Annotated in this window: 12 protein-coding genes; 11 read left to right on the top strand and 1 reads right to left on the bottom strand. The window is 66.3% G+C overall.

Features of this window, described 5'->3' with window-relative positions; all coding sequences use genetic code 11:
* Positions 1-6: 6 nt before the first annotated feature.
* From JHC57_RS07760 to JHC57_RS07750, 3 genes are read left to right on the top strand one after another with little or no spacing between them, the layout of a single operon-like run.
* On the top strand, positions 7-306 hold the full coding sequence (locus JHC57_RS07760; RefSeq protein WP_294029440.1) for a hypothetical protein: 300 nt from the start codon (positions 7-9) through the stop codon (positions 304-306).
* Positions 303-1,862: a PepSY domain-containing protein gene (locus JHC57_RS07755; RefSeq protein WP_294029439.1), complete on the top strand. Its 1,560-nt coding sequence runs from the start codon at positions 303-305 to the stop codon at positions 1,860-1,862. The genes JHC57_RS07760 and JHC57_RS07755 overlap by 4 nt, the downstream gene beginning before the upstream one ends.
* Positions 1,859-2,143, top strand: coding sequence for a DUF3325 family protein (locus JHC57_RS07750; RefSeq protein ID WP_294029438.1), 285 nt, complete (start codon positions 1,859-1,861; stop codon positions 2,141-2,143). Before JHC57_RS07755 ends, JHC57_RS07750 begins: the two co-directional genes overlap by 4 nt.
* 68 nt (positions 2,144-2,211) lie before the next feature.
* On the opposite strand, the gene JHC57_RS07745 is transcribed toward JHC57_RS07750, so the two are convergent.
* Positions 2,212-2,871, bottom strand: a complete 660-nt coding sequence (locus JHC57_RS07745) for an NUDIX domain-containing protein (RefSeq protein WP_294029437.1) — start codon at positions 2,869-2,871, stop codon at positions 2,212-2,214.
* A 125-nt stretch (positions 2,872-2,996) separates the two neighbouring features.
* On the opposite strand from JHC57_RS07745, the gene JHC57_RS07740 reads away from it, so the two are divergent.
* The 8 genes from JHC57_RS07740 to JHC57_RS07705 all read left to right on the top strand — a co-directional run bounded on the left by JHC57_RS07740 (position 2,997) and on the right by JHC57_RS07705 (position 13,654).
* Positions 2,997-4,061, top strand: coding sequence for a bifunctional nicotinamide-nucleotide adenylyltransferase/Nudix hydroxylase (locus tag JHC57_RS07740; protein ID WP_294029436.1), 1,065 nt, complete (start codon positions 2,997-2,999; stop codon positions 4,059-4,061).
* A gap of 52 nt (positions 4,062-4,113) precedes the next feature.
* The gene (locus JHC57_RS07735; RefSeq protein WP_294029435.1) at positions 4,114-5,502 is read left to right on the top strand and encodes a nicotinate phosphoribosyltransferase; all 1,389 of its coding nucleotides are present in this window, start codon (positions 4,114-4,116) and stop codon (positions 5,500-5,502) included.
* Positions 5,503-5,822: 320 nt separating this feature from the next.
* On the top strand, positions 5,823-5,912 hold the full coding sequence (locus JHC57_RS07730; protein ID WP_294029434.1) for a potassium-transporting ATPase subunit F: 90 nt from the start codon (positions 5,823-5,825) through the stop codon (positions 5,910-5,912).
* Positions 5,913-5,924: 12 nt separating this feature from the next.
* The gene (kdpA, locus tag JHC57_RS07725) at positions 5,925-7,628 is read left to right on the top strand and encodes a potassium-transporting ATPase subunit KdpA (protein ID WP_294029433.1); all 1,704 of its coding nucleotides are present in this window, start codon (positions 5,925-5,927) and stop codon (positions 7,626-7,628) included.
* Positions 7,629-7,640: 12 nt separating this feature from the next.
* On the top strand, positions 7,641-9,677 hold the full coding sequence (gene kdpB / locus JHC57_RS07720; RefSeq protein WP_294029432.1) for a potassium-transporting ATPase subunit KdpB: 2,037 nt from the start codon (positions 7,641-7,643) through the stop codon (positions 9,675-9,677).
* A gap of 10 nt (positions 9,678-9,687) precedes the next feature.
* Positions 9,688-10,278 carry a potassium-transporting ATPase subunit KdpC gene (gene kdpC / locus JHC57_RS07715; protein WP_294029431.1) on the top strand — a complete coding sequence of 197 codons (591 nt, stop codon included), beginning with the start codon at positions 9,688-9,690 and terminating at the stop codon, positions 10,276-10,278.
* Positions 10,275-12,944, top strand: coding sequence for a sensor histidine kinase KdpD (locus tag JHC57_RS07710; protein ID WP_294029430.1), 2,670 nt, complete (start codon positions 10,275-10,277; stop codon positions 12,942-12,944). Before kdpC ends, JHC57_RS07710 begins: the two co-directional genes overlap by 4 nt.
* Positions 12,941-13,654: a response regulator transcription factor gene (locus tag JHC57_RS07705; RefSeq protein ID WP_294029429.1), complete on the top strand. Its 714-nt coding sequence runs from the start codon at positions 12,941-12,943 to the stop codon at positions 13,652-13,654. Before JHC57_RS07710 ends, JHC57_RS07705 begins: the two co-directional genes overlap by 4 nt.
* Positions 13,655-13,853: the final 199 nt, after the last annotated feature.

Below are 13,853 nucleotides of genomic sequence, written 5' to 3'. Positions count from 1 at the left end.
AGCAGGATGGCCCGGATCTTACGCGGCGCCGGATGGCGCGATATCACGGCGCGTGCGTTCGCCGCGGTTCCGCTCAATTATGCCGTTACCGGCGCGTTGACCATGCTGATCGCGCGGCTGCTGCCGGGCGGTGCCCAGCAGGCGTCGATCGGTGCGACGATATTCTCCTTCGCCATCTTTGCGGCGATCGCGATGATGGCATTCGCCGTCCGCTCGGCCGCGCGCCTGTGGGCCGGACTGATCGCGACGGGCACCATCGCGGCCTTTGCCGACTGGTGCCTCATCGCGTGGGGAGGGCGGCTGTGAGGAACGGCTTCCGGCAATCGATGGCGTGGCTCCACACCTGGACCGGCCTGCTGCTCGGATGGCTGCTTTTCGCTATCTTCGTCACCGGCACTTCCTCCTATTTTCAGGAAGAGATCACCGCGTGGATGACGCCCGAGGTGCGCAGCGTCCCCGCCGATGCGCCGCACGGTTTCGCGGCGGCGACCCGCTGGCTCGCTCGCGAAGCGCCAAACGCCAGCGAATGGGCGATCTACTCGGCGGGCAAGCGCGCCGCGGGGCTGCAGCTCTATTGGGCCAATGGCCCCGACGCGCCGGCGGGCGCGCCGACCTCGGCGCGGCTCGACGGGACGGGACGGAAGGCCGATGCGCGCGAAACGCGCGGCGGGGAATTCCTCTACCGCTTCCACTATGATCTTCACTATATCAACTGGTACTGGGCGCGCTGGATCGTCGGCGTCGCCGCGATGGCGATGCTCGTCGCGATCCTTTCGGGCATCGTCACGCACAAGAAGATCATCGCCGACTTCTTCCTGCTCCGCCTCGGCAAGGGGCAGCGGAGCTGGCTCGATGCGCATAATGCGTCGAGCGTCCTCTTCCTGCCCTTCATCCTGATGATCACCTATACCGGGCTCGTCAGCCTCGCGACCCATTATATGCCGTGGGGGATCGCCGCCAATTACGCCGACGAAGGAAAGTTCTTCGAGGCGACCTTCCCATGGCCGGCTCCGCCGGAGAAGGCGGGGGCCGCGCCGCTGACCGCCGTCGCGCCGCTCGTTGCGCGCGCCGAGCGCGCATGGGGCGCCGGTGCCGGAAGCGTCCGTATCCTCAACCCCGGCGACCGGACCGCTCAGGTCATCGTCTCGACCGCTCCCGATTCCGGCATGTCGGTCCGGCAGCGCTCGCTGACCTTCGACGGGGTGACCGGGACGCTGGTTTCGGCGCACAATCCGGCGGGCGCCGCGACCGCGACCGAAGGGACGATGATCGGCCTGCATGCCGGACGCTTCGCCAGCAGCATGCTGCGCGCGCTTTACTTCCTTTCGGGTGTCGCCGGATGCGTGATGGTGGGCTCGGGCCTCATCCTGTGGACGGTGAAACGCCGCGCCCGATTGCCCGATCCCGACCGGCCGCATTTCGGGTTTCGCCTTGTCGAAAAGCTCAACGTCGGTGCGATCGCCGGGCTTCCATTCGCAATGGCCGTCTATTTCCTCGCCAACCGGCTTTTGCCCTCGGGCGCGACAGGCCGAAGCGACAGCGAGATCGCCGCCTTTTTCATCGCATGGAGCGCCATATTCGTCTGGGCGGCCGCTCGTCCGACCCGGAGCGCATGGACGGAGGCGCTGGCGGTCGCGGCCATGTCCTTCGCAGCGGTCCCGATCGTGAACGCGCTGACCACCGACCGCTCGCTGGTCGCCAGCCTTGCTGCCGGCGACCGGGTCTTTGCCGGTTTCGACATGGCGATGCTGCTTGTCGCGGCGGGCTTCGGCTGGGCGGCGGCGAAGGCGTGGCGCCGGACCGTGAGCCCGGGCGCGGGGGCACGGAAGCGCTCGACGGCGACGGCCGCGGAGGCTGCATGATCCATCTTCTTCTCCTGCTTCTCACCGCAATCGGTTTCGGGCTGCTCTGTCTCTCTCGAGCGCGCCACCAGTCCGACCTGCTCGGGCGCAAACTGACGGGCAAAGCCGCAAATCGTGCCCGGTGGGGCGGTTTGTTCAGTCTCGCGCTCGCCTTTTTCGTTGCGGGCGATCGTATCGGATGGGCGGCCGGGACGCTCGAATGGCTCGGTGCCGCCAGTGTCGGTGCCGTATCGACGATGCTGATGCTGTCGTTGCGTTCCTCGCGCAATTCTTCGCGCTGACATCGGCGGCTTTTGGGAGCGAGCCGGGGAAGAAGGCTGCGCCGGGCGGCGCATCCTGCCGGATCATCCTATATTTTGGCCCTGAACAATTCGGCCGGACGAAAGGCGCCGCCCTCTTCGCGCTCGCCCGTGCCCTCGATCCACCCCGTATCGAGCATGCGGCGGCGAAAGGCGGGTTTGTTGAGCCGGGTGCCGAGAATCGCCTCATGAACATCCTGCAACGCGCGCAGGGTAAAGACCGGAGGGAGCAGAGCGAAGGCGACGGGTGCATAGGCCAGCTTGCCGCGCAGCCGCCTGATCGCGTGATCGAGAATCTCTTCATGGTCGAACGCCAGCGGCGGCAGCGTTTCGCCCGGACCGGCAGGCGCGATTATCAGATCGTCGCGTTCGTCGAGCGCGGCCAGCAACTCGCCCGCGGGAAGCAGCGCGAAATAGGCAATCGTCACCACGCGCATCCGCGGATCGCGGTCGGGCGAGCCAAAGCTGTAGAGCTGTTCGAGCCAGCCGCCCGTCAGACCCGCCTTGCCCGCAAGGATGCGCTGCGCGGCGTCGTCGAGGCTCTCGTCGACACCGACAAAACCGCCGGGGAGCGCCCAGCCGCCCTTGTGCGGGCCGTCGCTGCGACGCTGGAGCAGAACGGCCAGCCGGCCGTCGCGCACCGTCATCAGAACGAGATCGACAGTGACCGCGAGCGGTGGAAAGTCGGCAGGGTCATAGGCTTGCGGCATGAGCGCAACTTATGTCTTGACTAGATATATGTCAAATGGATATAAGTGAGGCATCGTTACGCAATCGGATGGCAAATGATCCCGGGGAGTCCGGGGTCGGATATGGATCGAGGGAGTCTCGAGCGATGGGAAAAGCAGATTTCGGCGTCTTCATCGGACGCTTTCAGCCGCTGCATATCGGGCATGAACATGTGATCCGCCAGGCGCTGGAACAGGTCGGGCGGCTGATCGTCCTCGTCGGTTCGGCGAATGTCGCGCGCGATCCGCGCAATCCCTTCACCTTCGACGAGCGTGCGGCGATGCTCCGCGCGGCCTTTCGTCACGAAATGGCCGAGGAGCGGCTGATCGTCGAACCGCTCGACGATCATCTCTATTCGGATACCGCCTGGGTGACCGAGGTGCAGCGGCGCGTGAATCGCATCATTCTCGATGTCGGCAACGGGCACGGCTTCGGCAGCCACGGGATTGCCGACTTCAAGGTCGCGCTGACGGGCTATGGCAAGGATGCGTCATCCTATTATCTCCGCCTGTTTCCCGAATGGAGCAATATCCAGATCGACAGTCAGTACGGCACCTTCAGTTCGACCGATGTGCGGCGGCGCTATTTCCGGCGCATTCCCGAAGTGCCGGCGTCGATCCTGACCGCCGACGTCGCGGCCTGGCTCGACGCCTTCAAGTTGGGCGAGACGTTCCGCACCTTGCTCGAAGAGAGCGAATATCTCGCCGGCTATCCGGCCGAATGGGGGAGAGGGCCATTCGTCACCGCCGACGCGGTCGTCGTCCAGTCGGGGCATATCCTGCTCGTCGAACGCGGCCGATTGCCCGGCAAGGGCCTGCTCGCGCTGCCCGGCGGCTTCGTCGACGCCGGCGAGCGCATCCGCGACGCCGCGATCCGCGAACTGCGCGAGGAAACAGGGATCAGCGACGGCAAGGGGCAGATACCGCCCGCGATGCTCGCGAGCTTCATCGAGGATCATCGTACACGCGTGTTCGATGCCCCGAACCGCTCGCTGCGCGGCCGCGTCATCACCCACGCCTTCCTGTTCCGCCTGCCCGAACGGCGCAAGCTGTTCGCGGTCAGGGGCGGCGACGATGCGGCGCATGCGCGCTGGTACCGTCTCGGCGACCTTCGCCCCGAAATGTTCTTCGAAGACCATTGGTCGATCATCGAGGAAATGGCCGACCTGTAACCCCGCGGCAGGGGAGGCCTGCCGACACAAGCGAATGTGAGGAGTTCACATCATGAAAAACCTGATCCTGGCGACCGACAGCTACAAGCAGAGCCATTATCTGCAATATCCGCCCGAAGCGCGCGTGATTAGCGCCTATGTCGAGGCGCGGCCGAACCCCTTTTCCGACGAGATCGTCTTCCTCGGGCTGCAACCGTTGCTGGTCGACTATTTCAGCCAGCCGATCAGCGCCGCCGACATCGACGAGGCCGAAGCGATCTGCGCCCCGCACGGCGTGCCCTTCAACCGCGCGGGCTGGGAAGCGATCGTCGCCGATCACGGCGGTTACCTGCCACTCGAGATCAAGGCGCTGCCCGAAGGCGCGATCGTCCCCGCCGGCGTGCCGATGGTGCAGCTTGAAAACACCGACCCGCGCATGCCCTGGCTGACGACCTTCATCGAGACGGCGATGCTGCGCGCGATCTGGTACCCGACGACGGTCGCGACGCTGAGCTGGAAGTGCAAGCAGGTGATCCGCGCCGGGCTGGAACAGACCTCCGACGATGTCGAGGGGCAGCTCCCCTTCAAGCTCCACGATTTCGGCGCGCGCGGCGTGTCCTCCGCCGAGAGCGCGGGGCTGGGCGGGCTCGCGCATCTCGTCAATTTCCAGGGCACCGACACGATGGAGGCGCTGGTCGCGGCGCGGCGCTACTACGGCGCCGACATGGCGGGCTTTTCCATCCCCGCCGCCGAGCACAGCACGATGACGAGCTGGGGCCGCGAGCGCGAGGAGGATGCCTATCGCAACATGCTCGACCGGTTCGAGGGCGAAGGGCGAATCGTCGCGGTCGTCTCCGACAGCTATGATCTCGACGCCGCGGTCGCCGACATCTGGGGCGGCAGCCTGCGCGAGAAGATACTGGCGCGGCAGGGCACGCTGGTCGTGCGTCCCGACAGCGGCGATCCGATCGAGACGCCGCTCCGCACGGTGAAGGCATTGTGGGAGAAGTTCGGCGGCCATGTGAACGGCAAGGGCTATCGCGTCCTCGACCCCCATGTCCGCGTGATCCAAGGCGACGGGATGACCGTCGACAGCATCGCCCGGCTCGTCGCGCGGATGGTCGGGGAAGGCTTCGCGATCGACAATATCGCCTTCGGCATGGGCGGCGGGATGCTCCAGCACGTCAACCGCGACACGCTGCGCTTCGCGATGAAGGCGAATGCGATGCTGGGCAGCGACGGCGCATGGCACGACGTCTTCAAGATGCCGAGTACCGATCCGGGGAAGGCGAGCAAGGCCGGGCGGCAGGCGGTCGTGATGAAGGACGGCCGGATGACGGCGGCGAGGCTCGACGGTGTCGCGGCGAACGAGGATTTGCTCGTTCCCGTGTGGCGCAATGGCGAACTGCTGGTGCGCCACGACTTCGGCACCGTGCGTGCGCGATCGGAACGGCGGCGCTGACCGGAAGGACGCTGGCGGCGCCCCGCCGGGAGTGCCCGCCAGCGCATTATCGTTCCTGTTCGCACCATCGGGCGCCACGCTGAACGAAATCGGCAAAATCATACGCGATTACTATGCGCCCATGGTTTTCGGTCTCTCGAATTCAAACGCGACGCTCTCCTATTTGAGCCTCCGCAGACGACTCGCGCCGCTTCCCGTGGCCAGCGCCTTGCCGGAGCAACACCCATGCAGGATATTCTCTGGATCGGCATCATCCTCGCCCTCCTCGCCGCGAGCCTCGGTTACGCGCGGCTGTGCGACGACGCGTAAGGATCGATGCCATGCCTCTCGACCTGTGGCTCGCGGGCTTCACCGCGCTCGGCCTTCTTTTCTACCTCGTCGCCGTGCTCGCGCGGCCCGAACGCTTCTAGGGGAGGCGCGCCATGACCTTTCAGGGATGGCTCCTGATCGCCGCGTTCGCCGGCATCCTGCTGCTGCTTTGCAAGCCGATGGGCCAGTGGCTCTTCGCGCTCTATGAGGGGCGGCGAACGCCGCTCCACCGCCTGCTCGGTCCGGTCGAGACGGGCTTCTATCGCCTGTCGGGAATCGACCCGAACGAGGAGCAGGGCTGGCGCCGCTACGCGGTGCATATGCTGATCTTCAACGCGGCGCTTGCGCTCTTCACCTACGCGATCCTGCGCTTGCAGGGCGTATTGCCGCTCAATCCTCTCGGCTATGACGGGACGAGCGCGGATCTGGCGTTCAACACGACGATCAGCTTCACGGCGAACACCAACTGGCAAAGCTACGGCGGTGAATCGACCATGTCGAACCTGTCGCAGATGCTCGGCCTGACGATCCACAATTTCCTTTCGGCGGCGACCGGAATCGCACTCGCTTTCGCGCTGTTTCGTGGTTTCGCCCGACGCGAGTTGAAGACGATCGGCAACTTCTGGGCCGATATGACGCGAGTGACACTCTACCTGCTGCTGCCGCTCTGCATCGCCATCGCGATCTTCTATATCGCGAGCGGCGTGCCGCAGACGCTGGCGGCATCGGTCGACGTCACGACGCTCGAAGGAGCGAAGCAGACGCTCGCGCTCGGCCCCGTCGCGTCGCAGGAGGCGATCAAGCTGCTCGGCACCAACGGCGGCGGCTTCTTCAACGTGAACAGCGCGCATCCGTTCGAAAACCCCACTGCGCTGACCAATCTCGTCCAGATGCTCTCGATCTTCGCGATCGGCGTCGGCCTGACCTGGACCTTCGGCAAGGCGGTCGGAAACACGCGCCAGGGCTGGGCTATCCTCGCCGCGATGATGACGCTGTTTCTCGCCGGCGCCGCGATCACATACTGGCAGGAAGCGGCCGGCAATCCCGTCCTGCACGATCTTGGCGCCATGGGCGGCAATATGGAGGGCAAGGAGGTCCGCTTCGGCATCGCGCAATCGGCGCTGTTCGCGGTCGTCACCACCGCCGCATCATGCGGCGCGGTCAATGCGATGCATGACAGCTTCACTGCCATCGGCGGGCTGATCCCGCTGTTCAACATGCAACTCGGCGAAGTCGTGATCGGCGGCGTGGGCGCGGGCATATACGGCTTCCTGTTGTTCGCGATCCTCGCGATCTTCGTGGCCGGGCTGATGGTGGGACGCACCCCCGAATATGTCGGCAAGAAGATCGAGGCGCGCGAGGTCAAGCTCGCGGTGCTCGCGATCGCCGTGCTGCCGCTCGTCATCCTCGGCTTCACCGCAATCGCGTCGGTGACCGGGGCGGGGCTGGCGGGTCCGCTCAACAAGGGTCCGCACGGTTTTTCGGAGATTCTCTACGCCTTCACCAGCGCGGTCGCGAACAATGGTTCGGCTTTTGCGGGGCTCAGCGCCAACACGCCCTTCTATAACGGCATGCTGGGCGCGGCGATGTGGGTCGGTCGCTTCTTCATCATCGTCCCGATGCTGGCGATCGCGGGCGGTCTGGCGGCGAAGAAATATACGCCGGCGACGGCGGGCAGCTTCCCGACCACCGGGTTGCTGTGGACGGGGCTGTTGATCGGCATCGTGCTGATCGTCGGCGGCCTGACCTTCCTGCCCAGCCTCGCGCTCGGCCCCATCGCCGATCATCTCGCGATGATCAATGGCCAGCTTTTCTGAGGATCCACGCAAATGGCCCGGTCCGTACAAAAATCATTGTTCACGGCGCATCTGATCGTTCCGGCGATCGGCGACGCCTTCCGCAAGCTCAACCCGAAAGAACTCGTCCGCAACCCGGTGATGTTCACCACTGCGGTGGTCGCAACGCTGCTCACCGTGCTGCTCGTCGTCGGTCACGACGGCCTTGCGACGGGGTTCAAGTTGCAACTCGTGATCTGGCTCTGGCTTACGGTGCTCTTTGGCACCTTTGCCGAGGCGCTCGCCGAAGGGCGCGGCAAGGCGCAGGCCGCCTCGCTGCGCGCCACCAAGGCCGAACTGACCGCCAAGCGGGTGAAGGGCGACGGAAAAGCCCATGAAAGTGTTCCCGCCAGCGCGCTTCGGGTCGGCGACATCGTACTCGTCGAGACCGGCGACCTGATCCCCTCGGACGGCGAAGTCGTCGCGGGTGTCGCGTCGGTCAACGAGGCCGCGATCACCGGTGAAAGCGCACCGGTGATCCGCGAGGCGGGCGGCGACCGCAGCGCGGTGACGGCGGGGACGCGCGTCATCTCGGACGAAATCCGCGTCCAGGTGACGGTCAACCCGGGGCAGGGCTTCCTCGACCGCATGATCGCGCTCGTCGAAGGCGCCGAGCGGCAGAAGACGCCGAACGAGATCGCGCTGACCTTGCTGCTCGTCGGCCTGACGATCATCTTCCTGATCGCCGTCGGCACGATACCCGGCTTTGCATCCTACGCGGGTGGTTCGATTCCGGTCGCAATCCTTGCGGCGCTGTTGATCACGCTGATCCCGACCACGATCGCGGCCTTGCTCTCGGCGATCGGCATCGCGGGCATGGACCGCCTCGTGCGCTTCAACGTGCTCGCGAAATCGGGCCGCGCGGTCGAGGCGGCGGGCGACGTCGACGTGCTGCTGCTCGACAAGACCGGCACGATCACCGTCGGCGACCGGCAGGCGACCGAATTCCGCCCCGTCGGCGGCCGGTCGATAGCCGCCTTGGCGGAGGCCGCGCTGCTCGCGAGCCTCGCCGACGAAACCCCCGAAGGTCGTTCGATCGTTGCATTGGCGCGCGAGAAATTCGGCCAGACGATGGCCGAATTGCCGGAGGGCGCCGAAATCATCCCCTTCACCGCGCAGACGCGGATTTCAGGGGTCAGGGTCGGGGAAAGCGTGATCCGGAAGGGCGCGGTTGATTCCGTCCTGAAAGCCAATCCGGGCGCGGGTGCCACCGCCGCCGCGACCGAACTGCGCCGCATCACCGACGAGATCGCGCGCGCCGGCGGCACGCCGCTTGCGGTCGCGAAGGACGGCCAGTTGCTCGGCGCGATCTTCCTGAAGGACATCGTCAAGGCCGGCATCCGCGAACGCTTCGGCGAGCTGCGCGCGATGGGGATCCGCACGGTGATGATCACCGGCGACAACCCGCTCACCGCCGCGGCGATCGCCGCCGAGGCCGGGGTCGACGATTTCCTCGCGCAGGCGACGCCCGAGGACAAGCTCGAGCTGATCCGGAAGGAGCAGCAGGGCGGCCGGCTCGTCGCGATGTGCGGCGACGGCACCAACGACGCGCCTGCATTGGCGCAGGCCGACGTCGGCGTCGCGATGAACACCGGCACGCAGGCGGCGCGCGAGGCGGGCAATATGGTCGATCTTGACAGCGATCCGACCAAGCTGATCGAGGTCGTCGGGCTCGGCAAACAATTGCTCATGACGCGCGGCGCTTTGACGACCTTCTCGGTCGCCAACGACGTCGCCAAATATTTCGCGATCATCCCGGCGATGTTCATCGCGCTCTATCCGGCTCTCGGCGTGCTCAACGTGATGGGGCTGACCAGTCCCGAAAGCGCGATCCTGTCGGCGATCATCTTCAACGCGCTGATCATCCCGCTGCTCGTGCCGCTCGCGCTCAGGGGCGTGACCTATCGCCCGATGGGCGCGGGACCGCTGCTCGCGCGCAACCTCGCCGTCTACGGGCTTGGCGGCCTCGTCGCGCCCTTCGTCGGCATCAAGCTTATCGACCTCGCCGTCGGCGGCCTGGGTCTGGTCTGAGGAGGCCGAAATGAACAAGGATCTTATCAGCTCGCTGCGTCCGGCATTCGTCATGACGCTGCTTTTCGCCGCCCTGCTCGGGATTGCCTATCCGCTGGCGCTGACCGGCATCGGGCAGGCGCTTTTCCCGACGCAGGCGAACGGCAGCCTCGTGCGAGAGAGCGGCAGGGTCATCGGCTCGACGATCGTCGGTCAGGCCTTTGTCAGCGAGCGCTATTTCAACACGCGGCCGTCCGCTGCGGGCGAGGGTTACGACGGGCTCGCCTCATCGGGCTCGAACCTCGGGCCGGCGTCGCGGGCGCTCGCAACACGCGTGAAGGACGATGTCGCCAGACTTTCCGGAACCTCGCCGGGCCAACCCGTTCCAGCCGACCTGGTGACGACTTCCGCTTCGGGGCTCGACCCCCATATCAGCCCCGAAGCGGCTTTTTTCCAGGTCGATCGCGTGGCCCGCGTCCGCGGCCTCGATCCGGCGGCCGTACGGAGGCTGGTCGACCGGAACGTCGAGCGTCCGCTGATGGGTTTTCTCGGCGAGCCGCGCGTGAATGTGTTCAAGCTCAATCGACGACTCGATGCCTTTGGGGCTAAACCCGCCGCGTGATCGAAGCCGACCGACCATCACCCGAGGCCTTCCTGCGTCAGGCGGCGCAGGAAGGTCGTGGCCGTCTCAAGGTCTTCCTCGGCGCGGCGCCTGGCGTCGGCAAGACATGGGAAATGCTGACCGACGGCCGCCACCGGCGCGAAGCGGGGGTGGATGTGGTGATCGGCGTGGTGGAAACGCACGGCCGCCGCGAGACCGAAGCGCTGGTCGAGGGGCATGAAATCATTCCGCGGCGGCAGGTCGATCATCAGGGCCACAGCCTGGGCGAGATGGATATCGATGCGATCCTCGAACGCCGGCCACGGCTCGTGCTCGTCGATGAGCTCGCGCACAGCAATGCGCCGGGGAGTCGCCACCCCAAACGCTATCAGGATGTCGAGGAACTGCTGGGCGCCGGGATCGACGTCTATTCGACGCTCAACATCCAGCATGTCGAAAGTCTGAACGACGTCGTCGCATCCTTCACCCGCGTCCGCGTGCGCGAGACGGTGCCCGATTCCATCCTCGAAAATGCCGAGATCGAGGTCGTCGACATTCCGCCCGACGAGCTGATCGAGCGACTGAAGGACGGCAAGGTCTATATTCCGCAGGAAGCGACCCGCGCGCTCACCCATTTCTTCTCCAAGTCGAACCTTACGGCGCTGCGCGAACTGGCGCTTCGCCGCGCGGCGCAGGCGGTCGATGCACAGATGCTCGACCATGTTCGCAGCAACGCGCTCGCGGGCAGCTTCGCGGTCGGCGAACGGATCGTCGTCGCGGTAAGCGAGCTGCCCGTCGCGGCCGGACTGGTGCGCGCGGGCAAACGGCTCGCCGATGCGCTCAGGGCCCCGTGGACGGCGGTCTATATCGAAACGCGGCGCAGCCAGGCGATGACCGACGATGATCGCAAGCAGCTCGCCGACACGCTCGCGCTGGCCTCGCGGCTCGGCGCCTCGACCGCGACGGTGCCCGCGGCGAGCGTGGTCGAGGGGTTGCGCAGCTTCGCCCGCGACGCGCGCGCGACCCAGATCGTGATCGGCAAGTCGGCGCGCCCCTGGTGGTTCGAGCTGCGCCACGGCTCGGTCGTCGACCAGCTCGTGCGGACGATCGACGACGTCGCGGTCCACGTCCTGCCGGGCGAGCCCGACGCGAAGGCGGCGGCGCGTCCGAAGCTCGCCATCCCCGGGCGCTGGGGAAAGCCGGCGCATTACCTCTGGTCGCTGGCGATGGTCGCGGTGATGACCGCGCTCGGGCGCCTGCTGATCGAGATACTCGACCTCGGCAATATCTCGCTGCTCTATCTCGTGCCGGTGATGTTCGCCGCCGCGACCTTCGGGCTGCGCGCGGGGCTCTTCGCCGGCCTCGCGTCGAGCCTCGCCTATAATTTCTTCTTCCTGCCGCCGACGGGCACGCTGACCGTCAACAATCCCGAAAATGTCGTCAGCATATTGGTACTGCTCGGCGTTGCCGTCGTCACGAGCCAGTTCGCGGCGCGCGTGCGCGCGCAGGCCGACCTCGCGCAATCGAGCGCGCGCCAGAACGCCGCGCTCGCGAGCTTCTCGCGCCAGCTCACCGCCGCGCCCGATCAGGACGTGCTGATGCAGGCGATCTGCGCCGAGGTCGGCCGTTTGCTCGACGTGCGCGCCGTGCTCCTGCTGCCATCCGTCGACGGACCGACACTCCGCGCCGCGGTGCCGCCCGAGGACCGGCTCGAACAGATCGAGCGCGCGGCGGCGCAATGGGCGATGGACAATGAACAGCCCGCGGGACGCGGCTCGGCGACGCTCACCGCCTCCGACTGGCTCTTCCATCCGCTGCGCACGACGCGCGGGGTGCTCGGCGTGCTCGGCCTGACTCGCGACGATGCTCGCGAGCCGGTGCGTTCGGATCAGGTGCCGCTGCTCATGAGCCTGCTCGATCAGGCGTCGATCGCGCTCGACCGCATGGAACTGGAGGAGGCATCGCTGCGCGCGCGGCAGGTCGACGAGCGCGACCGGCTGCGCTCGGCCTTGCTCTCGTCGGTCAGCCACGACCTCCGGACGCCGCTCACCACGATCCTCTCGGCGGCGCAGGAAATGCGGCGCCATCCCACCGCCGAGATGGCCGGGACGATCGAGACCGAAGCGCTGCGCCTGAACCGCTTCGTCTCGAACCTGCTCGACATGGTGCGCGTCGAGGCGGGGGCGCTGCCCATGAAGGCCGAGGCGACCGAGCTGTTCGATGCCGCGGCCAGCGCGGCGCATGACACGCGTGCCTCGCTCGCCGGGCACGAGGTCCGGATCGACATCAATTCGGGCATCCCGCTCGTCCGCCTCGATCCGGTGCTGCTCCACCATTGCCTGATCAACCTGCTCGACAATGCCGGGCGCTACGCCGACCCCGGCACGCCGATCACGATCCGCGCGAGCCGCACCGCCGACGCGATCCTGCTGTCGGTGATCGATCAGGGCCCCGGCATCGCGCCCGGAAACGAGAAGCGCGTCTTCGAAACCTTCACCCGCCTCGAGGGCAGCGATCGTGCCAAGCATGGTACCGGGCTCGGCCTCGCGATCGTCAAGGGATTTGCCGAGGCGATGGGCCTGTCGGTCGAGGCGGGCAACGCCAGCGATCCGCACGGCGCACGTTTCACGATCCGCATCCCCGAAGCACTGATCGTCACGCATCCGGCCGACGAGGATATTTCATGAAAGTGCGCCACAAGATTCTGGTCGTCGATGACGAACTCCATATCCGCCGGCTGATCCGCGCGGCGCTCGAACGTGCGGACTATGCGATCGTCGAGGCCGAAAATGCGCGCGGGGCGGTCGATCTGCTGCGCAGCGAGCGGCCCGACATCACCTTGCTCGACCTCGGTCTCCCCGACCGCGACGGGCTCGAACTCGTGCCCTTGTTCAAGCAGCACTCCGACACGACCCTGATCGTCGTGTCGGCACGCGACGCGACCGAAGAGAAGGTCGCGGCGCTCGATCTGGGCGCCGACGACTATCTCACCAAACCCTTCGACACCGACGAATTGCTCGCGCGCGTGCGCGTCGCCTTGCGTAACCGCATGACCCGCGACGGCGGGATGCTCGCGGTGACCGCGGGCGATGTGACGATCGACCTCATCGCGCGCACCGTCGTCAAGGCGGGGCGCGAGGTTCATCTGACGCCAAAGGAATATGCGGTGCTGGCCCAGCTCGCGCGGCATCCGGGGCGCGTCATCACGCACAACCAGATCATGGCCGAAGTCTGGCCGCGCGAGGTCGAGCATCATGTCGAATATCTGCGTGTCCTCGTCCGCACGCTGCGACAGAAACTGGAGAGTGATCCGCAGCAGCCGCAGATCATCAGCAACGAACTCGGCATCGGTTATCGGTTGCGGTCGGTGAGCGAAGAAGCCGGGCAGGGGCAATAATCGCGCAAATTCTACGCCGATCATATGAAGTCGGGGCGGACCTGCTCTCGATTTAAAATGGCGTAAGCGCCTATCTAGTCCCCATGATAGGCGACGATTTCAAAAACCCGTCGGGTGCTTCGCGGCACGACCGGGTCATCGACTGGCTGGGCGCGCAAGGGCCCCTGATCCTCACAGTCTATATGTGCGCGACGGTAGC

This window comes from Sphingopyxis sp. (assembly GCF_016463645.1).
Classification (GTDB): domain Bacteria; phylum Pseudomonadota; class Alphaproteobacteria; order Sphingomonadales; family Sphingomonadaceae; genus Sphingopyxis.
This window is presented reverse-complemented; position numbering and strand designations above follow the sequence as displayed.

Excerpts from the sequence above, each read along its gene's own strand:
- kdpB (WP_294029432.1), top strand. The coding sequence starts at position 7,641 with ATGGCCCGGTCCGTACAAAAATCATTGTTCACGGCGCATCTGATCGTT.
- JHC57_RS07740 (WP_294029436.1), top strand. The coding sequence starts at position 2,997 with ATGGGAAAAGCAGATTTCGGCGTCTTCATCGGACGCTTTCAGCCGCTG.
- kdpC (WP_294029431.1), top strand. The coding sequence starts at position 9,688 with ATGAACAAGGATCTTATCAGCTCGCTGCGTCCGGCATTCGTCATGACG.
- JHC57_RS07730 (WP_294029434.1), top strand. The coding sequence starts at position 5,823 with ATGCCTCTCGACCTGTGGCTCGCGGGCTTCACCGCGCTCGGCCTTCTT.
- JHC57_RS07705 (WP_294029429.1), top strand. The coding sequence starts at position 12,941 with ATGAAAGTGCGCCACAAGATTCTGGTCGTCGATGACGAACTCCATATC.
- JHC57_RS07745 (WP_294029437.1), bottom strand. The coding sequence starts at position 2,871 with ATGCCGCAAGCCTATGACCCTGCCGACTTTCCACCGCTCGCGGTCACT.
- kdpA (WP_294029433.1), top strand. The coding sequence starts at position 5,925 with ATGACCTTTCAGGGATGGCTCCTGATCGCCGCGTTCGCCGGCATCCTG.
- JHC57_RS07750 (WP_294029438.1), top strand. The coding sequence starts at position 1,859 with ATGATCCATCTTCTTCTCCTGCTTCTCACCGCAATCGGTTTCGGGCTG.
- JHC57_RS07760 (WP_294029440.1), top strand. The coding sequence starts at position 7 with ATGGCCCGGATCTTACGCGGCGCCGGATGGCGCGATATCACGGCGCGT.
- JHC57_RS07735 (WP_294029435.1), top strand. The coding sequence starts at position 4,114 with ATGAAAAACCTGATCCTGGCGACCGACAGCTACAAGCAGAGCCATTAT.